This is a genomic window from Rhodanobacter sp. FW102-FHT14D06 (assembly GCF_043950705.1).
Lineage (GTDB): Bacteria > Pseudomonadota > Gammaproteobacteria > Xanthomonadales > Rhodanobacteraceae > Rhodanobacter.
In genome coordinates this window covers 3,428,467-3,449,815 of the sequence record NZ_CP170722.1, presented here as the reverse complement: position 1 = coordinate 3,449,815, position 21,349 = coordinate 3,428,467, and the positions used below count along the sequence as shown (strand labels likewise).

The window sequence follows — 21,349 nt, the reverse complement described above, 5'->3', positions numbered from 1 at the left end:
CAGGCAGCCAACCTATGGCGCGTGGCCAGCCGGCGGCGGCATCGTGCGACGACGACGCCAGTTGTTCACCACGCCATAGACGCCGATGGCGATCCAGGCGGCCTCCAGCAGGAAGGCGGACAGGTTGAAGCTGCCGAATACCAGCGATAACAGCACACCGAGCGCGCCGAAAATGTTCATCGTCTGGTAGATCAGCCCGTTGCCATGCAGGCGATGCCCCTGCAGCAGCAGAAAGGCCAGCAACACCAGCGCCACGCCGAGATAGCCGGCCCAGTCGTACCAGAAGAAAGTCATCGCTTCGCTCCGCGCTGGCGCAACGCCTCGAACAAGGCCACGCCAGTGGCGACGGAGACGTTGAGGCTTTCCATCGAACCGGGCATGGGGATCTTCGCCACGAAATCGCACAGTTCGCGGGTGAGCCGGCGGATGCCCTCGCCTTCGCTGCCCAGCACCAGCGCCACCGGTCCCTTGAAGTCGATACCGTAGATCGTGGTCTCGGTGTCGCCCGCCAGGCCGGTGATCCACACGCCGGCATCCTTCAGCTCGCGCAGCGTACGCGCCAGGTTGGTCACCGCGATCAGCGGTACCCGGTCGGCGCCGCCGGCCGAGGCGCGGCGCACCACCGGCGTGAGGCCGACCGCGCGATCCTTCGGCACGATCACCGCGGTGACTTTCGCCGCGGCGGCGCTGCGCAGGCAGGCGCCGAGGTTGTGCGGATCGGTGACACCGTCCAGCACCAGCACCAGGGTATCGCTGCCGTCGCGTTCGAGCAGGCCGGCAAGGTCGCTTTCGTGCGCGGCCGGCGCCGCCTCGTAACGCGCCGCCACGCCCTGGTGGCGCGCTTCGCCCGCGTGCTTGTCCAGCTCCTCGCGCGGACGATGGCGTACCGCGATGCCCAGCTTCTTTGCGCGCTCGGCCAGCTCCAGCACGCGGGCGTTGCGCTGGCCGTTCTCCACCAGCAGCTCACGCACGCGCTCGACATCGTTGCTCAATGCGCCCTCGACGGGATTGATGCCGACGATCCAGCTCTCACTCATGGCTTGCCTTTCGGTTTCGGTTTGCGGCCGCCGTGCTTCTTCGGCGCCGGCGGGACGGCAGCCGGGGCCGGCGCGCGCCTGGCGGAACCGTCCTTGCGCGGGCGACGATCCGACGACGGTTCGACCCTGCGGCCCTGATGCTGGCCGCCGGCATGCTGGCGCCCTGCCGGCGACTGTGCACGCGGCGGCGGATTATCGCTCGCCGCCACCTTGCGCGGGGCCGGCGCCGGTGTGGCAACCTCGGCCTCCTTGCGGCCGAATGCGCGGCCGATCGCCTTGGCGGCGCGACCGAACATGCCCGGTGCCTTGGTCGTGGCGGCCGCCTTCTTCGGCAGCGAATAGCGCTCGCCCGCGGCGGCATAGTCATACGCCTTGCCGCTGCCGGTCGGGGCCGGGGCCGGGGCCGACGTGCGCGGCGAGACCAGGCGGAAGTCGATCTTGCGATCCTCCAGGCTGGCGCGCAGCACCTGGATGCGCACGTGGTCGCCGAGGCGGAACTGCGCGCCGGTGCGCTCACCCTTGAGCAGCTTGCGCACCGCGTCGAAGTGGTAGTAGTCGTTCACCAGCTGGCTGATGTGCACCAGGCCGGAAACCTTCGATTCGTCCAGCTCCACAAACAGGCCGAACGAGGTGACCCCGGTGACCACGCCGTCGAACTCGCTACCGATGTGCTTCTCCATCCACGCGCACTTGAAGCGCTCGTCCACGTCGCGCTCGGCCTCCTCGGCACGACGCTCGCGCTGCGAGCAATGCACGGCCATCGCCGCCACCTCGGCGGGCGTGTAGGTGTAGTCGCTGGGCTTGCCGCCGGTCAGCGCGTATCGGATCGCGCGATGCACCAGCAGGTCGGGATAACGACGGATCGGCGAGGTGAAGTGCGCGTACGCCTGCAGCGACAGGCCGAAGTGGCCGCGGTTGTCGGGCTGGTAGGCGGCCATGCTCTGCGAGCGCAGCAGCACGCTCTGGATCAGTTCGCGCTCGGGGCGATCGCGCACCAGTGCGAGGATCTCGGAGAAGTCGGCCGGGGTCACCTCCTCCACCGGCGGCATGCGCAGCTTGAACTCGCGCAGGAACTGCTGCAGGTCCTCGTATTTCTCCGCCGGCGGCGGCTCGTGTGCGCGGAACAGCGCGGGGATTTTCCTCTTCTCCAGGAACAGCGCGGCCTGAACATTGGCCGCGATCATGCACTCCTCGATCAGCTTGTGCGCGTCGTTGCGTTCGGTGGCACCCATCGACTCCACGCCGCCGGTCTGGTCGAGACGGAACTTCACCTCCGGCGTCTCGAAGTCGATCGCGCCGCGGCGCTTGCGCTGCGCCGCCATCGCCTTGTACAGCGCGTGCAGGTTCTCAAGCTGCGGCAGCACGTCGGCGACCTCGTGGCGTGCGTCCTTCTCGCGCAGGCCGACCGCTTGCCACACCTTGTCGTAGGTCAGCCGCGCATGCGAGCGCATCACCGCGTCGTAGAACTTCGAACGGGCGACGTTGCCCTCGGCGTCGACGGTCATGTCGCAGACCATGCACAGCCGCTCGACCTTCGGGTTCAATGAGCAGATGCCGTTGGAAAGCGTCTCCGGCAGCATCGGCACGACGAAGCCGGGGAAATAGGTGGACGTGCTGCGCTCGTATGCCTCGCGATCCAGCGCGTTGCCTGCCTGCACGTAGTGCGACACGTCGGCGATCGCCACGATCAGCCGCCAGCCACCACCACGCCTCGGCTCGGCATACACCGCATCGTCGAAGTCGCGGGCATCGGCGCCGTCGATGGTGACCAGCGGCAGCTTGCGGATGTCGGTACGGCCTTCCCGCTCGGCAGCGGTCACCTCCGCTTCCACCTGCGCCGCATCACGCAACACTTCGGCCGGCCATTCGTGCGGCAGGTCGTGGCTGGCGATCGCCATCTCCACCACCAGCGAGGGCTGCAGGCGATTGCCCAGCACCGCGCGGATCTCGCCCAGCGGACCGCGGTAAGGCGTCGGCGGGTCGGTGATCTCCACCACCACGATCTGGCCGGACTCGGCGCTCTGCTCCTGGCCCGGCTTGATGATCACGTCCTGGTTCAGGCGGCGATCGTCGGGCGTGACCAGGGTGACGCCATCCTCGATCAACACGCGGCCGACCAGGCGCGGCGAGCGACGTTCCAGCACTTCGGCGATCGCACCCTGCTTGCGGCCGCGACGGTCGATGCCGACCACGCTGGCCAGCACGCGATCACCATGCAGCACCGTACGCATCTGCTGCGGCGACAGGTACAGGTCTTCGCCGCCCTCGTCGGGGCGCAGGAACCCGTAGCCCTCGGCGTTGGCCAGCACGCGGCCGGCGATCAGGTCGAGCTTGCGCGTCGGCGCGTAGCCGCCGCGCCGGCCCAGCAGCAACTGGGCATCGCGCACCATCGCCGCGAGCCGCTTGCGCAGTGCCTCGAGGTCGACTTCATCGTGAATCTGCAGCGCGTCGGCGATGCGCGCTTCGGTCAGCAGTTCGCCGCGCTCTTCCAGCAGGGCGAGGATCGCCTCGCGGCTGGGGATGGGGCGCGCATAGCGCTGTGCCTCGCGATTGGCATGCGGGTCGCGCACGGCGCCGGTGGCAGCCTTGCCGCGCTTGTCCGGCGCGGATGGCCCGCGCGACGAGCGACTGCCGGTTTTCTTCGGGGGGCGCGCATCCGGGGAACGGCCGGACGTGGGGGGAGTTTTTCTGGTCACTAAGTATCCTTGTGGTGTCACGCGGCGCAGAGAATGACACGGCGCGTGCGATGAGGGTGAAAAAGAGTTGACAAGCCAGCGGTCGATGCCTACATTACGCGGCTCACGCAGCTCGCTGAGCGGTGTGGCACCTTGCCCAGGTGGCGGAATTGGTAGACGCACTAGCTTCAGGTGCTAGCGGGGGCAACTCCGTGGAGGTTCGAGTCCTCTTCTGGGCACCAATTGTAAACGAAGGCCGCCTTTCAAGGCGGCCTTCGTCTTTTCCGGGCCTGCATTGAAGTCAGGAAGGCCGCCTGTCCTGCGTGCACCGTTTCCCCTGAGCGTAGACCCGAAGCGTCGAAGTCGAAGGGTCACGACGCAGGAGCCGACGGCCCCTTCGACTTCGCTGCGCTACGCTCAGGGCGAACGGTGTGCGTGCAGTCTTTCGCACTTCAAGCGGCTGCCGGCCCCTTCAGTTCGACCATGTTGCCTTGCGGGTCGTAGAGGTAGATCGACGGGCCCTCGCCTTGCGCGCCGCAGCGCGAGCCCAGTTCGCCGATGCGCACGCCGTGCGTCCGCAGATGGGCCAGGATCGCTGCCTCGTCGTAATCCTCCACGCGCAGGCACAAGTGGTCCATGTTGTGGCCGCCCCTGCCCGGAGCAGCGCCGCCCTGACGCCCGAGCTTGCCGTCAACGGACACCAGGTCGATCAAAGATGCCCCCGCACGCAGTTGCACCAGGCCGATCCCACCCTGCCGGCGCTCCTCGTGACAGCCGAGCACCTCGCAATAGAAACGCGTCATCGCTTCCAGATCGACGACACGCAGCACGACGTGGTCGATTTCACCTATGCGGATCATGCCGATGTCCAAGGCATTGATGGGGGCGTGGGCACGGCGGCGGCATGCGGACATCGATCCGTTCGCGTGACGCCGTCGCGGGAGTGGAGGAGCCGCTTCCGCCCGGCTCACTCTATTTGCCACCGGGGGTGGCGGCAAGACACCGCGCAGCTTGGGCCGGCGACGCGTCGCGCGCGTTGAGGGCCGCGGCGGAAAAGGACTCGCGTCTGCACCTGCGACTGCCGAAGGTGGTGACACGCGCCGCCCGCTTTCCGCGGCAAGCAAGGAAACGCGGATCAGCCAATGGCGAACGCGGTTCCCACCTCGCTCCAATATACAAATGCGAATCATTTGCATATACAATGCACCCGGCCCGCGGGCAGCCGTCACGCCGCCCCACCCGACCATCGAACGATCCAGGGGATTCCATGCCTTTTTGCCACCATCGTGCGAGCGCCTTGCCACGCCTTTCCCTGCTGGCCGCCAGCCTGCTGCTGGCCAGTGTCCAAGCACATGCCGACGACGCGGCGCCTTCACCCGCCGACGTCAAGAATCTGAGCCAGGTGATGGTGGTGGCCCAGCGCGCCGAGCGCGTCAGCAACGGCGCCACCAATCTCGACCTTGCCATCAAGGACACGCCTCAGTCGATCAGCGTGGTCACCGACGAGCAGATGCGCGACTTCGGCGCCGACAGCGTCAACGAGGCCCTGCGCCTGGCCACCGGCGTGCAGGTCGACGAATGGGAAACCAACCGCACCACCTACAGCGCACGCGGCTTCGACATCCTCAATACGCAGATCGACGGCGCCGGCCTGCCCAACGACTGGGGTGTCTCCACCGGCGCCACCGACAGCTTCGGTTACGAAAAGGTGGAAGTGATCCGCGGCGCCAACGGCCTGCTCACCGGCGTCGGCAACGCCGCCGGCACCATCAACTACGTGCGCAAGCGCCCGACCAACCAGCGGCAAGGCACGGTCGGCGTCAGCTATGGCTCGTGGGGCACCACGCGCGCCGAAGCCGATTACTCCACCCCGCTCACCGCCGACGGCCGTTGGGCCGGACGCGTGGTGACCGCGCATGAAGACGGCGCCACCCACCTGCGCGACAACCACAACAGCCGCAACTTCCTCTATGGCGTGGTCGATGGCCAGGTCGGGGACAACGGCACCCTGACCCTGGGCTACTCCTACCAGCGGGCGAAGTCCGACGGCATCATGTGGGGCGCGCTGACCTTCATGAACAGCGACGGCAACCAGTCCGTCTGGCCGACCGATGCTTCCACCACCCAGGACTGGACGTACTGGAACACCACCAACCAGACCGGCTTTGCCGAATACGTCCACCAGCTCGGCGAGGACTGGCAGCTGAAGCTGTCGTACAACTACCGTCACTCCAGCGGCGACGAGAAGATGTTCTACGCCTACATGCCGGATCCGGACGGCGACGGCATCTCCGAAGCCCTCGATCCCGCCACGGGCCTTGGCCTGGTCGGCTACCCCTGGGGCGGCATCGACACGGCCACCGCGCATATGGGCGAGGCCACGCTCAACGGCCACTTCGAACTGTTCGGCCGCGACCAGGAAGCGATGTTCGGCGCCAGCGTGGCCAGAAGCACCTCGACCGGACGGGAACAAAGCGCCGACTTCTCCTCCCCGGCCTGGGGCGCCCTGCCGGCGTTCCCGTACAGCCCCTACGCCATTCCCGAACCCGCCTGGAGCGACCCCAGCGTCTACTCGGTACTGGATCAACGGCTGAAGCGTGCCTTCGGCACCAGCCGGATCGCGCTGAACGATCGGCTCAAGCTCATCGTCGGCCTCAACTACGCCCAGTACCGCCGCAACGGTAGCTCGTATGCGGAGGGCTTCGACCAGACCACCAGCCACACCAGCCCCTACGGCGGCCTGACCTTCGACTTCAACCAGCACGTGCTGGGCTACGTCAGCTACTCCGACATCTACCAGCCGCAGGATCAGGTCGACGCGAACGACCGTTACCTCGACGCCAGCAAAGGCAGGAACTACGAGGCCGGCATCAAGGCCGACTGGCTGGACAGGCGCCTGCTGACCACGCTGGCCGTGTTCAGGGCCGACCAGAATGGGCTGGCTACGCCCACCGGCCGGTACAACCAGTACGGCCAGTCCATCTACGCACCGGTGGACGTGCACTCCAGGGGCGTCGAGTTCGAAGCCACCGGCAAGCTCGGCGACAACGTCGACCTGGTGCTGGGCTACACCTCGCTGAAGCTGACCGGCGCCGATGGCGACGACACCTACCGCTGGGTGCCGCGGCGCACCGCCAACCTGCTGCTCAGCGCCCATCTGCCGGCGTACACCGCGCTGTCCTTCGGCCTGGGCGGACACTGGCAGAGCGCCATCTCCAACGTGGAAAGCAGCGGCTTCACGGTGCGCCAGGGCAGCTATGCGGTGCTCAACGGTTTCGTGGCCTGGGACTTCCTGCCCAACGCCACGCTGCGCCTCAACGTGCGCAACCTCGGCGACGAGAAGTACATCAACACCTTGCGCTACAGCGGTTTCTACGGTGCGCCGCGCAACTACATGCTGAGCGTGGACTGGCGGTTCTGACCAAGGGCGACGGGTCATCGACATGACAGCCATCTATCTGTGTCTTTCTGTGCTGGCCGCGCTGGGCTTCTATCTATCCAACGCGCACCAGCGACTCTGGCTTGGCGCGCAGGCGCGCGCGCGGGCGCTGCGCGTCGCCGCCTGGGTCGCCACGGCAACGGCCACGGTGGCAGCCATCGCCGGACTGGGGCCATGGGCCGGTGTGTTCGCGGTGCTGACAGCAGTCATGCTGGTACTTGTGCTGCTGCCGTATCTCGACGCCTGGCGCCAACTGCAACGGGAGAACCGGGATGTGGGCTAGATATCTGGCGGCTGCGATGCTCGGCCTGCCGCTCAGCGTCGGTCTGATCGGCTTGCTCGCACTGGCCTGGCCGGGCAACCAGGAAATCACCGCGCTGCCGGCGGTGATGATGGCCTTCCCGATGTGGATCGCCGTGATGGTGCTGGCCTTCGTGTTCAGGAATGCCTTACGCGCGTGGCTGTGGCTGGGCGGAGCGACTGTGGTCTGCTTTGGCCTGCTGTACGGGCTCAAGCTGCTGGGCTGGATCGGGGTGCAAGCATGAAGGGCTCGACCATGCGCCGCTTCCTGTCGCTGCACACCTGGGTCGGCCTGATTGCCGGCATGGCGCTGTTCATCGCGTTCTACGCCGGCGCGATCACGGTGTTCAGCCATGAGATCGGCGACTGGAACCGCAGCGGCGCGGCCGCCGCCACGCCGGCGGATCCGGTGGGGCGCTCACAGCAACTGCTCGACGACCTGCTGAAGCAGCATCCGCAGGCGGCCGAAAGCGTCTATCTGGTGCTTCCCGGCGAGCACGGCCCGCAGCCTTCCGCCTACTGGTTCGAGGCCAGCACCGGCGAGTCGCGCCGCTTCATGCTCGAAGACAGCAACACGTTGCACGAAGACGCCTTCGGCCAGGACTTCATCGAGTTCATCTACGACCTGCATTTCACCGCCGGCCTGCCCAAGCCGTTCGGCACCTACCTGTTCGGCGTAGTCTGCGTGCTGTACGGACTGGCCCTGGTCAGCGGCGTGGTGATCTACACGCCGACGCTGGTCAGGAACCTGTTCGCCCTGCGGCTGGGCAGGAACGTCAAGCGCATGTGGCAGGACGCACACAACGCGGTCGGCATGCTGTCGCTGCCGTTCCACATCATCTTCGCCTGGAGCGGCGCAGTGCTGGCGCTGGGATTGTTGCTGCTCGTGCCGTTCCAGACCATGGTCTACGAAGGCAAGTTGCTGAAGCTGCTGGAACGGGACTTCTACGGTGCACCGCAGGTGGCGGCGGCTCACGTCGCCAAGCCCACCCTGCCGCTGGAGACTCTGCTGCAACGCGGCCAGGCCGCCCTGCCCGGCATGGAGGTCGAAGGCATCTCGCTGGTCTACATCGGCGATGCCAACGCGCGCGCGACGCTGTACGGCGTGGTGGAACAACGCCGGCTCAACCAGCTCGGCTCGGTGACACTGGACGGGGCCACCGGCGCGGTCGTCGACCAGGTGGCGCCGAAGACGATGACACCGGGCATGATCATGCTGCGCGGCCTGCAGACCCTGCATTTCGGCAACTTCGGCCACGATGCGGTGAAGTGGCTTTATTTCGTGCTGGGCTTGGCCGGCGCCTTCCTGTTCTACAGCGGCAACCTGCTGTGGATCGAGGCGCGGCGCAAGCGCCGCCAGGTCGAGCAGCCGCGGCGCACGCGGGTGATGGCGGCGCTCACCTTGGGCGTGTGCCTGGGTTGCGTCGCGGGCGTCTCGGCGGTGTTCGTCGCCGGCGCGCTGGCACCGGGCCTGGGCCGGCCGGCGTACTACACGGTGTTCTTCGCCTGCCTGCTGTGGGCCTGCCTGCGCCAGCCCGCCCGCGCGGGACACGAGCTGCTCTGGCTGTGCGCACTGGCAACGGCCGCGATCCCGTTAGCCGGCTGGATCGGTTCGGGCGAGAGTCTGCTCGCGGCAGCTTGGCACGGGCACTGGCATCGTTTCTTCGTCGATGCAGTGGCCTTGGTGTTGGCCTTCGCCTACTGGCGGGTGGCCCGGGCCACCCTGCACCGAGGCCGCGAGGGCGATCCCAACAGTGTCTGGGCCCTGCACTGATGCTTCCCGCCACATCGCCATGGCGATGTGGCGGCCTTCGCCGGCCTGTATAATCGGCCGCTTCAACCGCAGGGTGGGAGAAGCGGCCGTTCCGCAGGGGACGCCGCTGCCGAAGGCGCAACGCCCGTAATCGCTCAGGCTCCATACCATCCTGCGTCAAACACTCTGGAGAGACCGGTTAAATCCGGCGCCGAAGGGGCACGAAGCGCAGCCATCGCGCTTCCAAACTCTCAGGCAAAAGGACAGAGGGGCGCCCCACGTGCGGCACGGCACGTTGTCTGCGGATGCCCTTTCATGACCTCGAAGAACCCGACCTCCCTGCGCGACCTCGAACACCACGGCGCGTTCATCGAACGCCACATCGGCCCGGACGACGCCGAGATCGCACAGATGCTGCGCGTGATCGGCCACGATTCGCTGGAGTCGATGACCGACGCCATCGTTCCCGGCTCGATCAAGTCCGCCGCCCCGCTGGCCTTGCCCGAAGCGATCACCGAGGAGGCCGCGCTGGCCAAGATCCGCGCGATCGCCGGCAAGAACCAGGTGTTCCGCAGCTTCATCGGCCAGGGCTATTACGGCACGCTGACGCCGAACGTCATCCTGCGCAACATCCTGGAGAATCCGGCCTGGTACACCGCGTACACGCCGTACCAGGCGGAGATCTCGCAGGGCCGCATGGAGGCGCTGATCAACTTCCAGACGATGTGCGCCGACCTCACCGGGATGGAGATCGCCAACGCCTCGCTGCTGGACGAGGCCACCGCCGCGGCCGAGGCGATGACCTTGGCCAAGCGCTCGTGCAAGTCGAAGTCGAACGTGTTCTTCGTCTCCAGCGGCGTGCACCCGCAGACGCTGGAAGTGGTGCGCACGCGCGCCGAACCGCTGGGCATCGAACTGGTGGTCGGCGCGGACAGCGATGCGGCCGGTACCGATGCGTTCGGCGTGCTGCTGCAATACCCGGACACCTTCGGCAGCATCAACGATTACCAGGCGATCGCCGACGCCGTGCACGCGCGCGGCGGCGTGGTCGCGGTCGCCACCGACCTGCTCGCGCTGACCCTGATCGCCGCCCCCGGCGAATGGGGCGCGGACATCGTGGTGGGCAACTCGCAGCGCTTCGGCGTGCCGTTCGGCTTCGGCGGCCCGCACGCCGCGTTCATGGCCTGCCGCGACGCGTACAAGCGTTCGATGCCGGGCCGCCTGATCGGCGTGTCGATCGACACCGAGGGCAAGGCGGCCTACCGCCTCACCCTGCAGACGCGCGAGCAGCACATCCGCCGCGAGAAGGCCACCTCCAACATCTGCACCGCGCAGGTGCTGCTGGCGGTGATGGCCAGCATGTACGCGGTCTACCACGGCCCCGCCGGGCTCACCCGCATCGCGCGCCGCACGCATCGCCTGGCCGCGATCCTGACCGTCGCGCTGCGTCGGGCCGGCGTGAAGGTGGGCGGCGATTTCTTCGATACGCTGCACATCACCGGCATCGACGCCGCCGCTGTCCATGCCAAGGCCCGCGCTGCAGGCATCAACCTGCGCGAGCTGGACGCCAGCAGCCTCGGCATCAGCCTGGACGAGACCACCACCCGCACCGACGTCGTCGCACTGGCGGGCCTGTTCGGTGCCGAGATCGACATCGACGCGCTCGATGCCGAAGTCCACGACGCGCTGCCACGCACGCTGCTGCGCAAGAGCGACTTCCTCACCCACCCGGTGTTCAACACGCACCACAGCGAGCACGAGTTGCTGCGCTACATGCGCGCGCTGGCCGACAAGGACCTGGCGATGGATCGCACGATGATCCCGCTGGGCTCGTGCACCATGAAGCTCAACGCCACCGCCGAGATGATCCCGGTCACCTGGCCGGAATTCGCCAACATCCATCCGCTGGCGCCGGCCGCCCAGGCGCAGGGCTACAAGGAACTGATCGACGGGCTGGAAGCGATGCTGGTCGAATGCACCGGCTACGACGCGGTGAGCCTGCAGCCGAACTCCGGCGCGCAGGGCGAGTACGCCGGCCTGCTGGCGATCCGCGCCTACCACCGCTCGCGCGGCGAAGCGCATCGCGACATCTGCCTGATCCCCGAATCCGCCCACGGCACCAACCCGGCCTCCGCGCACCTGTGCGGCATGAGCGTGGTGGTGACCAAGTGCGACGCCAACGGCAACGTCGACGTCGAGGACATCCGCCGCGCCGCGGAGAAGTATTCGGACCGCCTTGCCGCGCTGATGATCACCTACCCGTCCACGCACGGCGTGTTCGAGGAGGACATCGTGGCGATCTGCGAGATCGTGCATGCCCACGGTGGCCAGGTGTACACCGACGGCGCCAACATGAACGCGCTGGTCGGCGTGGCCAAGCCCGGCAAGTGGGGCTCGGACGTCTCGCACCTGAACCTGCACAAGACCTTCTGCATCCCGCACGGCGGCGGCGGCCCGGGTGTCGGCCCGTGCGCGGTGAAGTCGCACCTCGCCCCGTTCCTGCCGAGGAAGTTCGGCGAGGAAAGCCCGGTCGGCATGGTTTCTGCGGCAAGCTTCGGCAGCGCCTCGATCCTGCCGATCAGCTGGATGTACATCGTCATGATGGGCCAGCAGGGCCTGCGCAAGGCAACGCAAGTGGCCCTGCTCAACGCCAACTACATCGCCAAGCGGCTCGAAGCGCACTACCCCACCCTGTACACCGGCCGCAACGGGCTGGTGGCCCACGAGTGCATCCTCGACCTGCGCCCGCTCAAGGACGCCACCGGCATCGGCGCCGAGGACGTGGCGAAGCGGCTGATCGACTTCGGCTTCCACGCGCCGACGCTGAGCTTCCCGGTGTCCGGCACCTTGATGGTGGAACCGACCGAGAGCGAATCGCAGGTCGAGCTGGACCGCTTCATCGACGCGATGATCCAGATCCGCGACGAGATCCGCGCGATCGAGGAGGGCAAGCTCGACCGCGAGGACAACCCGCTGAAGAACGCCCCGCACACCGCCACCATGGTCAGCGCCAGCGAGTGGACCCACGCCTACCCGCGCGAACTGGCCGCCTTCCCGCTGGCCAGCCTGAAGCTGCAGAAGTACTGGCCGCCGGTCGCCCGCGTCGACAACGTCTACGGCGACAAGCACATCATGTGCGCCTGCATCCCGGTGGATGCGTACAAGGAAGAAGCCGAGGCCTGAGCCCGAAGGGCAGGCTCAGCCGGTTGCAGCCCGCGGCATGCCCGCGGGCTGCGCGTTCCCGGCACGCGGGCCGACCCCGCTGGAGTGCGCGCGCGTCGACAACACCAGCGCGACCTGATGTTCGGCACGCATGCGGGCGGCCTTGGCGGCAAACCACGCCTTGGGCCCCGCCAGCAGCACCGCGCAGACTGCGTTGGCCCGGCAAAATGCGTCGATGCTCTGGCGCAGGTGGACCAGCAGACGTTCGTTGAACGCCTCGTTCAATGCCTCGACGCGGAACGGCGGCGCGACATGTTCATCGAGCATGCCGGCCAGCGACGTTGCCACCTGCAGCGCAAGCCGCCGGTTGTGGCGCGTCACCTCCGGCGCACCGGCCGGAGCCTGCCAGGCACCGTCGAGCGCGTCGACCAGCTCGTGGAACTCGCGGCGATTCAGCGGACGCTGCTGCACCGGCAGGCTGCGTCGGCGGATCAGCCATGCCTGATCCGCCGCAGGCAATGCATGCGAACGGTGGGTGGCGCGGTCGAGTGCCTCGCGCGGCGACAAGCCATCCGCGCCCAGCAGGTCGGCCAGTGCCTCACGCGTCAACGGTTGCGCCCGCGCGCTGCCATCCGGCGTGTACCAGCGGCGATATTCGAGCGTGGTGGGGGAAAACAGGTCGCGTGGCGGCTTGACCGTGGCGCGCGCTTCGTCCGCATCGTCCAGTGCCGGCGCAACCGCGCGCAACCCGGCCGTCTGGGCGGCGGCGATGCGGTCGAGCAGGATTTCGGCCTTGACCAGATGGCCGTGGTAAGTCGCATGCCGGTCGCAAGCCTCGCGCGCCGGCAGGAAAAGAAAACGAAGGCGGGACCCGGGGTTGCCGATCACCGATGGCCCGAAATGGGCGAGGAAAACTGAACTGGACTTGCGCACAAACCGACCTGTTTGCCGGGGCTGATGCGAATGTCCTGCCGCGATGCCCCGGATCTGATGGACTGACCGCCCTCACCAGGCGGCCTCGCACTCACGATGGCACACGTCGAAGGCACGAAATGTGGCACAGAGCTCATTCCGGGGTTGATCCCGTCGACACCCGATTACCGCGATTGGCGCAAAAACAGGCATCATGGGCGGCTCGCTTCCCGCGCAACCCGCGTGCGGCCCGGCCCGCAGCGCGCCGGCGATACCCTGTTCGACCACGACCGACGCCCTCATGACCACGACCTGCCCGCCCCCTGCCGACGAAACGGACGCCGAACTGCTGGCGCAGGCGCGTGCCGCCATCCGGCTGCTGCAGACCATTGCCGACGACCGCGGGCTGCTCGAGCGGCTGCCCGTCGCGGAACGCCAACAGCTGCACCAGGCCGTGGCGCGGATGTACCACCCCGAACCGGGCGCGCGCCGGATTCGCCTCAAGGCCGCGGAGAAACAACGCCACGCCGCGCGCATCCAGGCCGAAGACACCGTGCTGAACCAGACCGGCATCCGCGCCTTGCGCCGCAAGCCGGTGTTCACCACGCCGAACGCGTTCGCGCCGGAAGGCTTCCTGCCGCACGACGTGCCGCCCGCGGCCGACGCCGCGCAGCCGCGCGAGTCGGTCGAGCCGAAGCACTGCTACGTGTGCAAGCGCAAGTACTCGACCATCCATTTCTTCTACGACCAGCTGTGCCCGGAGTGTGCCGCGTTCAACTATGCCAAGCGCGGCGAACTGGCCGACCTGCGCGGGCGCGTGGCACTGCTTACCGGCGGCCGGGTGAAGATCGGTTACCAGGCCGGCCTGAAGCTGCTGCGCGCCGGCGCCGAGCTGATCGTCACCACGCGCTTCGCGCGCGACTCGGCGGCGCGCTACGCGGCCGAGCCGGACTTCGCCGACTGGGGCCACCGCCTGCAGGTCTACGGCCTGGACCTGCGCCACACGCCCAGCGTCGAGGCGTTCTGCCAGGAGCTGGTGGCGACCCGGCCGCGGCTGGACTTCATCATCAACAACGCCTGCCAGACCGTGCGCCGCCCGCCGGATTTCTACGCACACATGATGGAAGGCGAGACCGCTGCGCTGCACGAGCTGCCCGAGCACGTGCGCCGGCTGGTCGGCCATTACGAAGGCCTGAGCGGCGCGGAGATCCTGCCCGGCAGCAGCGCGCTGGCCAGTCGCGGCGCCGACCTGCCCGGGCTGAGCCGCGCCGCCGAGCTGTCGCAGCTGCCGCTGCTGCCGGAAGAACTGCTGGCGCAGAGCCACCTGTTTCCCGAGGGCCGACTGGATCAGGACCTGCAGCAGGTCGACCTGCGCCAGCGCAACTCGTGGCGGCTGCTGATGGCCGAGGTGCCGTCGGTCGAATTGCTGGAGGTGCAGTTGGTCAACGCGATCGCGCCGTTCATCATCAACGCGCGGCTGAAGCCGCTGATGCTGCGCACGCCCGAGCGCGACAAACACATCGTCAACGTGTCGGCGATGGAGGGCCAGTTCTACCGCAGCTTCAAGACCACCCGCCACCCGCACACCAACATGGCCAAGGCCGCGCTGAACATGATGACGCGCACCGCGGCCACCGATTACCACAATGACGGCATCCACATGAACAGCGTCGACACCGGCTGGGTGACCGACGAGGACCCCGCCGAACTGGCCGCGAAGAAGGTGCGCGAGGAACGCTTCCACCCGCCGCTGGACATCGTCGACGGCGCCGCGCGCATCGTCGACCCGATCATCCACGGCATCAACACCGGCGAGCACGTGTGGGGCCAGTTCCTGAAGGACTACCGCCCCACCGACTGGTGAGCCACTGGTGCCGGGGCGACGACAATCCGTTTCCTTCGCGCCGGTTTCAGACGGCACTGCGTAGCCTTATCTTGCGGACAGGCGCCATCCGGCGCGATCAAGCATGAGGAGCAACGCCGTGATTGAACGCAGACCCTTCGACCGCCTGGGCGGAGCCGACCACGGCTGGCTCAACGCCAAACACCATTTCTCCTTCGCCAGCTACCACGACGCGAATCGCATGGGCTGGGGCGCGCTACGCGTGTGGAACGACGACACCATCGCGCCGCAGACCGGCTTCCCGCCGCACCCGCACGCGGACATGGAGATCATCACCTACGTGCGCGAAGGCGCGATCAGCCACCAGGACAGCCTGGGCAACGCCGGCCGCACCGAGGCCGGCGACGTGCAGGTGATGAGCGCCGGCAGCGGCATCACCCACAGCGAGTACAACCGGGAGGATGTGACCACGCGCATCTTCCAGATCTGGATCATCCCCGACGAGAATGGCCAGCCGCCGTCGTGGGGCGCGCGGCCGTTTCCCAGGGGCGATCGTTCCGGGCGCTTCGTGGCACTGGCCAGCGGCTTCAAGGACGACACCGAGGCGCTGCCGCTGCGCACCGATGCGCGCGTGCTGGGCGCCACGCTGAAGGCCGGCGAAAGCACCGAGTACCTGCTGGCCCCCGGCCGCTACGCCTACCTGGTACTGGCCACCGGCAAGGTGGACCTCAATGGCGTGCAACTGGACGCCCGCGACGGCGCCGCGATCCGCCAGGAGTCGACGCTGAAGGTCACCGCGCTGGAAGACGCCGAGCTGGTGCTGGTCGATACCGCGCCCTGAGCTTCGCGCATGCGGGCACGCATGGCGCCGGTGCCGACGCCCCGGCGGGCGCCGGCACGGCCAGCTCCAATTCGACCGCAAGACCCGGAGTGCCGCGGTGGCTGCCGGTCCGTAGATTGCGCCTTGAGCGATAATCCGACGGAAGGAACAGCCATGAAAACTCCCGAGAAACAGGCCGCACGTGCCGCCACCCTCGCCGACCCGCGCTGGGCCGCCGTGCAGGCACGCGATGCGCGTGCCGACGGCAGCTTCTTCTACTCGGTGCGCAGCACCGGCGTGTACTGTCGGCCGTCCTGCGCGGCGCGCCCCGCCCGCCCCGAGAACGTGGCGTTCCACGCCACCGCCGCCGAGGCGGAGCGCGCCGGCTTTCGCCCGTGCAGGCGCTGCCGGCCCGACCAGCCATCGCTCGCAGAGCAGCAGGCGGCGATGGTCACCGCCGCCTGCCGACTGATCGAGCAGGCCGAGACCGTACCCACGCTCGAACAGTTGGCGCAACCGAGCGGACTCAGCCCCTTCCACTTCCACCGCGTGTTCAAGGCGGTTGCCGGGGTGACCCCGAAGCAGTACGCCACGGCGCATCGCAACCGCCGCGTGCGCAGCGGCCTGGAGCGCAGCCACACGGTGACCGAGGCGATCTTCGACGCCGGCTACAACGCCAGCAGCCGCTTCTACGAAACGGCGAACGAGGTGCTGGGCATGACGCCCTCGCGCTATCGCGCCGGCGGTGCCGACAGCGAGATCCGCTTCGCCATCGGCGAATGCTCGCTGGGCGCGATCCTGGTCGCGCAGAGCGAACGCGGTGTGTGCGCGATCCTGCTCGGCGACGATCCGGACGCGCTCGCGCGCGACCTGCAGGATCGCTTCCCCAAGGCCAGACTGCTCGGCGGCGACCACGACTACGAACAACTGGTGGCGCAGGTGATCGGCTTCATCGAGGCACCGGCGATCGGCCTGGACCTGCCGCTGGACGTGCGCGGCACCGCGTTCCAGCAGCGCGTGTGGCGGGCGCTGCGCGAGATTCCGGCCGGCAGCACCGCCAGCTACAGCGAGATCGCGCGGCGGATCGGCTCGCCCACGGCGACGCGGGCGGTGGCCCAGGCCTGCGCCAGCAACATGCTGGCAGTGGCGATTCCGTGCCATCGCGTGGTGCGCAACGACGGTGGCCTGTCCGGCTACCGCTGGGGCGTGCAGCGCAAGCGCGCGCTGTTGGAGCGCGAGGCACAGGCATGAATGCGCGGTTGCGCCCTGCCTCCGAAGCCGATGCACGGCTGCAGGTGTACGACTGGGCCGGCATCGCCGATGAGCTCGACGCGCATGGCTGCGCGATGCTGGAAGCCCTGCTGTCGCCGCAGGAGTGCGGGAAGTTGGCAGGCATGTACGCGGACGACGGACGGTTCCGCAGCCGCGTGGTGATGGGCCGCCACGGTTTCGGCCGTGGCGAATACCGCTACTTCAACTACCCGTTGCCCGAGCTGGTGGCCGAGCTGCGCGGCGCGGTCTACCCGCAGCTGGTGCCGATCGCGAACCGCTGGAACGCGTCGATGGGACTGGCCGTGTGCTACCCCGAAACGCATGCCGAATTCATCGCGCGCTGCCACGCCGCCGGCCAGCGGCGCCCCACCCCGTTGCTGCTGCAGTACGGCGCGGGCGACTACAACTGCCTGCACCAGGACCTGTACGGCGAGCACGTGTTTCCGCTGCAGCTGGCGATCCTGCTGTCCGAGCCGGGGCGCGATTTCAATGGCGGCGAGTTCGTGCTGATCGAGCAGCGCCCGCGCATGCAGTCGCGCGCCGAAGTGGTGCCGCTGCGCCAGGGCGATGCGGTGGTGTTCGCGGTGCACCAGCGGCCGGTGCAAGGCGCGCGCGGCAGCTACCGGGTGAACATGCGCCACAGCGTCAGCCGCGTGCGCAGCGGGCATCGCCACACGCTCGGCGTCATCTTCCACGACGCCACATGATCACCACCGACCTGTTCGCCGCCGCGCCCGCGCCTGTCCGTCGGGATGAGCCGTTGTGCGAGGGTGCAATGGTGCTGCGCGGGTTTGCGTTGGCGGATGAAGCGACGTTGCTGCAGGCGCTCGATGCGGTCGTGGTGCAGGCACCGCTCCGCCACCTGGTCACGCCCGGTGGTTTCCGCATGTCGGTGGCGATGACCAATGCGGGACCGCTGGGCTGGGTCAGCGACCGCCGCGGTTACCGCTACGACCCGATTGACCCGGACAGCGGCAAGCCATGGCCGCCGATGCCGCCGGCCTTCCTGCAGCTGGCGGCTGACGCCGCCGCGCACGCCGGCTTTGCCGGCTTTGTGCCGGATGCCTGCCTGGTCAACCGCTACGAGGCGGGCACCCGGCTGAGCCTGCACCAGGACCGCGACGAGCACGACCTGGGCCAGCCGATCGTGTCGGTCTCGCTGGGCATCCCGGCCGTGTTCCTGTTCGGCGGCCTGCAGCGCGCGGATCGCCCGCAACGCGTGCCGCTGGCGCACGGCGACGTGGTCGTGTGGGGCGGTCCGGCGCGGCTGCGCTATCACGGCGTGCTGCCGTTGAAGCCACATCATCACCCGCTGCTGGGCGAGACCCGGATCAATCTCACGTTTCGTCGGGCGGGCTGACGCCGAGCCGGTGTCCGTACACCAGCTTGCCGCCCAGCCAGCCGGCCACGGCCAGGCACAGGAAACCCGACACGCTCAGAGCGATCGCCAGCAGGCTCGGCGCGATGAAATGCGTGCCGTGCAGGCGCAGGAACAGGCTGGCCACGTAGCAGCAGAGCGCGCCCATCACCATCAGCATGTGGCGGTTGACGTCCTTGAGCGCCGGGTTGTCTTCGGCGACCTTGGCCAGTTCGAGCAGGCCAGCCAGCATGGCGGGGATCGAGAAGCCGATCCCCGCCAGCAGCAGGATGCCGGCGAAGCGCCACGCCGGTTCGCCCCAGGCCAGGCTGGCCAGATCCGCCGCGGTGGCCAGCGACCAGCAGGCAATCGGGAAATGCACCAGGGCCGGATGCAGCGGATGGCGCATGGCAGCGACTCAGGCCAGCAGCAGGCTGAGCAGGGTCAGGAAACCCGCCACCGCGACGCCGGCGTGCACCAATACCACGGCCTTCGGCGCAACCTGCTTGCGCAGATGGAACGAGGCGAGGAAGAAACCGCCCAGCGCGGCCAGTACCAGCAGGGCCAGCGCCGCGGTGAGCCGCGCCGGCGCCGCACCCTGCAGCACCACCAGGATCAACAGCACCAGGCCGCTGGCGCCCAGCAGCGCGTGCAGCAAGGAAATTGCCCACGGCGCCAGCTTGCCGCGCAGCACGCTGGAAGCCAGCACCAGGCCGCCGATGGCGGCGATCGCAAAAACCAGAATCGCATAGAGCAGCATGTCGTTCCCCCGATTGGCACGTTGATGAAGTGAGCAACATTCGATCCGATGCGGCGGGTTGCCCAAAGGTTCCCGCGCTCGACCATGGTGCAGGTGCCCGCACCGCCGCGGCTTGCTACCCTCGTCGGATCGTCCGGTTCGCGAGGCAGACATGACACCCACCCACGGCATCCACACCATCGACACCGGCTTCGTGCGACCGCGGTTCGATGCGGCCTACCTCATCGTGGAGAACGGCCGCGGCGCCTTCATCGACTGCGGCACCAACTTCGCCGTGCCGCGCATGCTGGCGGCACTGGACGACGCCGGCATCGCGCCGGCGGACGTCGACTGGCTGATCCTCACCCACGTGCACCTGGACCACGCCGGCGGCGCCGGCGAGCTGATCGCACAACTGCCGAACGCGAAGCTGGTGGTGCATCCGCGCGGAGCACGCCACATGATCGACCCCAATGTGCTGTGGGCCGGCGCCAGCGCGGTGTACGGCGAGTCGGTGATGGAACAGACGTATGGACGCTTGCGGCCCGTGCCTGCCGAGCGCGTGGTCGAGGCGGGAGACGGCCACGTCGTCGACCTTGCCGGACGCACCCTGCGCTGCCTCGATACGCCGGGCCATGCGCGCCACCACATCGCCATCCACGACGCACGCGCCAACGTCTTTTTCACTGGCGACGTATTCGGCCTTTCCTATCGCGACTTCGACACCGCGAACGGTCCGTTCATCCTGCCCACCACCTCGCCGGTGCAGTTCGATCCGGAGGCGCTGCATGCGTCGATCGAGCGGCTGCTCGCGCTGAAACCCGAGGCGATGTACCTCACCCATTACGGCCGGGTGGAGAGCGTCGAGCGGCTGGCCGCCGACCTGCATGCGCAGATCGACGCGATGGTGGCCCTCGCCCGCGCCGCGCACGGCTCGCCCGAGCGGCATGCCGTGCTGGTGGAATCGCTCACCGGGCTCTATGCCGCCCGCGCGCAGGCCCATGGCTGGCAGCAGGGACGCGACGCGCTGCGCCAGTTGCTGGGCATGGACATCGAACTGAACGCGCAGGGGCTGGAGGTGTGGCTGGGGCGCTGAGCGCCCGCCGCTGGCAGCTCACTTTGCGCGTGCGTCGCGCCGCTCTTGTGCCAGCCGCGCCTCGAAGCGCGGCTGCGCCGCCGCGGCATAGGCGCGGCAGGCACCGGCGTCGATCAGGGCCGCGGAGTCGTGCTCGCGATCGCGTGCGGCAATCTTCTGCATGAAGCCGCTGGCTTCGGGATGCGGGGTGATCAGGATGTCGCACGGCAGCGCGGCGACGGTCGCGAAGGACCGGCGGAAAGCCGCCACGCGCGCCGGGTCGTCGCTGTAGCGGAAGCCGTCGCGGCTGAGCGCGGTGAGGCTGTCGACATAGGCCAGCGCAAGGCAGCGCCCCTGCTCGCACGAGCGCCAGGTCCAGGACGTGCTGCCAGGCGTATGGCCGGACGTGTAGTGCGCCGTGACCGCGATCGGCCCCACCCGCACTGCCGCGCCATCGGCGACCACTTGCACCGATGCCACCGCCGGATAGCGTGTCGCCATGCCGTACTGCGGATCGTCCGGGTCGTTGCCGCCGGACCGCAGCTCCTTCGCCCCGGCCGCACTGGCCGCCACCGAGGCGCCGCTGTCACGTGCCAAACGCGCGATGCCACCGGCGTGGTCGAAGTGGGCGTGCGAGTTGAGGATCAGCTTCACGTCGCGCAAGCGGAAACCGAGCGCGCGGATGTTCGCCTCGATCTGCGGCACGTTGCCTTCCAGCGTGCCGTCAATCAGCACATGGCCCTGCGGCGAGGTGATCAGGATCGCGCTCAAGCCCTGCGTGCCCACGTACCAGCTGTTGCCATGAATGTGGAAGGGCTTTTGCGGCGCACTCCAGCGCGCCTCATCCGCTTGCGCGAAACCCGCCACCGTCAAGGTGACAACAAACCATAACGCGCGGAGAGATGGATTCATGCCGGGGATTCCGTGGGGACGAGGCCGTCATGCTCGCCGACGACGCGGCGCTG

The 21,349-nt window shown here is 68.3% G+C and carries 19 protein-coding genes, 1 tRNA gene and 1 riboswitch; of the genes, 12 read left to right on the top strand and 8 right to left on the bottom strand.

The window, feature by feature from the left end; genetic code table 11:
• Positions 1–12 precede the first annotated feature (12 nt).
• The 3 genes from ACFCQI_RS15590 to rnr are packed head-to-tail and all read right to left on the bottom strand — an operon-like array spanning position 13 to position 3,733.
• Positions 13–294, bottom strand: a complete 282-nt coding sequence (locus ACFCQI_RS15590) for a hypothetical protein (protein ID WP_395118204.1) — start codon at positions 292–294, stop codon at positions 13–15.
• On the bottom strand, positions 291–1,037 hold the full coding sequence (rlmB, locus tag ACFCQI_RS15585; protein WP_395118202.1) for a 23S rRNA (guanosine(2251)-2'-O)-methyltransferase RlmB: 747 nt from the start codon (positions 1,035–1,037) through the stop codon (positions 291–293). Before rlmB ends, ACFCQI_RS15590 begins: the two co-directional genes overlap by 4 nt.
• A complete protein-coding gene (rnr, locus tag ACFCQI_RS15580; protein WP_395118201.1) occupies positions 1,034–3,733 on the bottom strand; it encodes a ribonuclease R in 2,700 nt (899 codons plus the stop codon). The genes rlmB and rnr overlap by 4 nt, the downstream gene beginning before the upstream one ends.
• 134 nt (positions 3,734–3,867) lie before the next feature.
• Between rnr and ACFCQI_RS15575 the strand changes: the two genes are divergently transcribed.
• Positions 3,868–3,954, top strand: a tRNA-Leu gene (locus tag ACFCQI_RS15575).
• 210 nt (positions 3,955–4,164) lie between these two features.
• Here ACFCQI_RS15575 and ACFCQI_RS15570 read toward each other — a convergent pair.
• Positions 4,165–4,572, bottom strand: a complete 408-nt coding sequence (locus ACFCQI_RS15570) for a VOC family protein (RefSeq protein WP_395121380.1) — start codon at positions 4,570–4,572, stop codon at positions 4,165–4,167.
• 437 nt (positions 4,573–5,009) lie between these two features.
• Between ACFCQI_RS15570 and ACFCQI_RS15565 the strand changes: the two genes are divergently transcribed.
• From ACFCQI_RS15565 to gcvP, 5 genes are all read left to right on the top strand, one after another.
• Complete coding sequence (locus ACFCQI_RS15565; protein WP_395118199.1) at positions 5,010–7,133, top strand: TonB-dependent siderophore receptor; 2,124 nt, start codon at positions 5,010–5,012, stop codon at positions 7,131–7,133.
• A gap of 22 nt (positions 7,134–7,155) precedes the next feature.
• Positions 7,156–7,434 (top strand): hypothetical protein, encoded by a 279-nt coding sequence (locus tag ACFCQI_RS15560; RefSeq protein ID WP_395118197.1) that lies wholly within the window; start codon positions 7,156–7,158, stop codon positions 7,432–7,434.
• Positions 7,424–7,696 (top strand): hypothetical protein, encoded by a 273-nt coding sequence (locus tag ACFCQI_RS15555; protein WP_395118195.1) that lies wholly within the window; start codon positions 7,424–7,426, stop codon positions 7,694–7,696. Before ACFCQI_RS15560 ends, ACFCQI_RS15555 begins: the two co-directional genes overlap by 11 nt.
• On the top strand, positions 7,693–9,225 hold the full coding sequence (locus ACFCQI_RS15550; protein WP_395118193.1) for a PepSY-associated TM helix domain-containing protein: 1,533 nt from the start codon (positions 7,693–7,695) through the stop codon (positions 9,223–9,225). Before ACFCQI_RS15555 ends, ACFCQI_RS15550 begins: the two co-directional genes overlap by 4 nt.
• A 155-nt stretch (positions 9,226–9,380) precedes the next feature.
• A riboswitch (glycine riboswitch) is annotated at positions 9,381–9,481 on the top strand.
• Between the two features lie 38 nt (positions 9,482–9,519).
• Positions 9,520–12,387 (top strand): aminomethyl-transferring glycine dehydrogenase, encoded by a 2,868-nt coding sequence (gene gcvP, locus ACFCQI_RS15545; RefSeq protein WP_395118191.1) that lies wholly within the window; start codon positions 9,520–9,522, stop codon positions 12,385–12,387.
• A 15-nt stretch (positions 12,388–12,402) separates the two neighbouring features.
• On the opposite strand, the gene ACFCQI_RS15540 is transcribed toward gcvP, so the two are convergent.
• Positions 12,403–13,299: a hypothetical protein gene (locus ACFCQI_RS15540; protein WP_395118189.1), complete on the bottom strand. Its 897-nt coding sequence runs from the start codon at positions 13,297–13,299 to the stop codon at positions 12,403–12,405.
• 280 nt (positions 13,300–13,579) lie between these two features.
• Here ACFCQI_RS15540 and ACFCQI_RS15535 point away from each other — a divergent pair, with 280 nt between their 5' ends.
• The 5 genes from ACFCQI_RS15535 (at position 13,580) to alkB (ending at position 18,573) form a co-directional block, all read left to right on the top strand.
• A complete protein-coding gene (locus ACFCQI_RS15535) occupies positions 13,580–15,142 on the top strand; it encodes an SDR family NAD(P)-dependent oxidoreductase (protein WP_395118187.1) in 1,563 nt (520 codons plus the stop codon).
• Between the two features lie 118 nt (positions 15,143–15,260).
• The gene (locus ACFCQI_RS15530) at positions 15,261–15,962 is read left to right on the top strand and encodes a pirin family protein (RefSeq protein ID WP_395118185.1); all 702 of its coding nucleotides are present in this window, start codon (positions 15,261–15,263) and stop codon (positions 15,960–15,962) included.
• A gap of 153 nt (positions 15,963–16,115) precedes the next feature.
• Positions 16,116–17,192: a bifunctional DNA-binding transcriptional regulator/O6-methylguanine-DNA methyltransferase Ada gene (gene ada, locus ACFCQI_RS15525; RefSeq protein ID WP_395118183.1), complete on the top strand. Its 1,077-nt coding sequence runs from the start codon at positions 16,116–16,118 to the stop codon at positions 17,190–17,192.
• Positions 17,189–17,920, top strand: a complete 732-nt coding sequence (locus ACFCQI_RS15520; protein ID WP_395118181.1) for a 2OG-Fe(II) oxygenase — start codon at positions 17,189–17,191, stop codon at positions 17,918–17,920. Before ada ends, ACFCQI_RS15520 begins: the two co-directional genes overlap by 4 nt.
• Entirely contained in the window at positions 17,917–18,573 is a 657-nt protein-coding gene (gene alkB / locus ACFCQI_RS15515; protein ID WP_395118179.1) for a DNA oxidative demethylase AlkB, read from the top strand. The genes ACFCQI_RS15520 and alkB overlap by 4 nt, the downstream gene beginning before the upstream one ends.
• Here the strand turns inward: alkB and ACFCQI_RS15510 are convergent.
• Complete coding sequence (locus ACFCQI_RS15510) at positions 18,551–18,979, bottom strand: DUF2231 domain-containing protein (protein WP_395118177.1); 429 nt, start codon at positions 18,977–18,979, stop codon at positions 18,551–18,553. The genes alkB and ACFCQI_RS15510 overlap by 23 nt on opposite strands.
• 9 nt (positions 18,980–18,988) lie before the next feature.
• Positions 18,989–19,330, bottom strand: a complete 342-nt coding sequence (locus ACFCQI_RS15505) for a hypothetical protein (RefSeq protein WP_395118175.1) — start codon at positions 19,328–19,330, stop codon at positions 18,989–18,991.
• A 151-nt stretch (positions 19,331–19,481) separates the two neighbouring features.
• On the opposite strand from ACFCQI_RS15505, the gene ACFCQI_RS15500 reads away from it, so the two are divergent.
• On the top strand, positions 19,482–20,405 hold the full coding sequence (locus ACFCQI_RS15500; protein WP_395118174.1) for an MBL fold metallo-hydrolase: 924 nt from the start codon (positions 19,482–19,484) through the stop codon (positions 20,403–20,405).
• An 18-nt stretch (positions 20,406–20,423) separates the two neighbouring features.
• Here the strand turns inward: ACFCQI_RS15500 and bla are convergent, their stop codons facing one another.
• Positions 20,424–21,296, bottom strand: a complete 873-nt coding sequence (gene bla, locus ACFCQI_RS15495) for a subclass B3 metallo-beta-lactamase (RefSeq protein WP_395118172.1) — start codon at positions 21,294–21,296, stop codon at positions 20,424–20,426.
• Between the last annotated feature and the right edge of the window lie 53 nt (positions 21,297–21,349).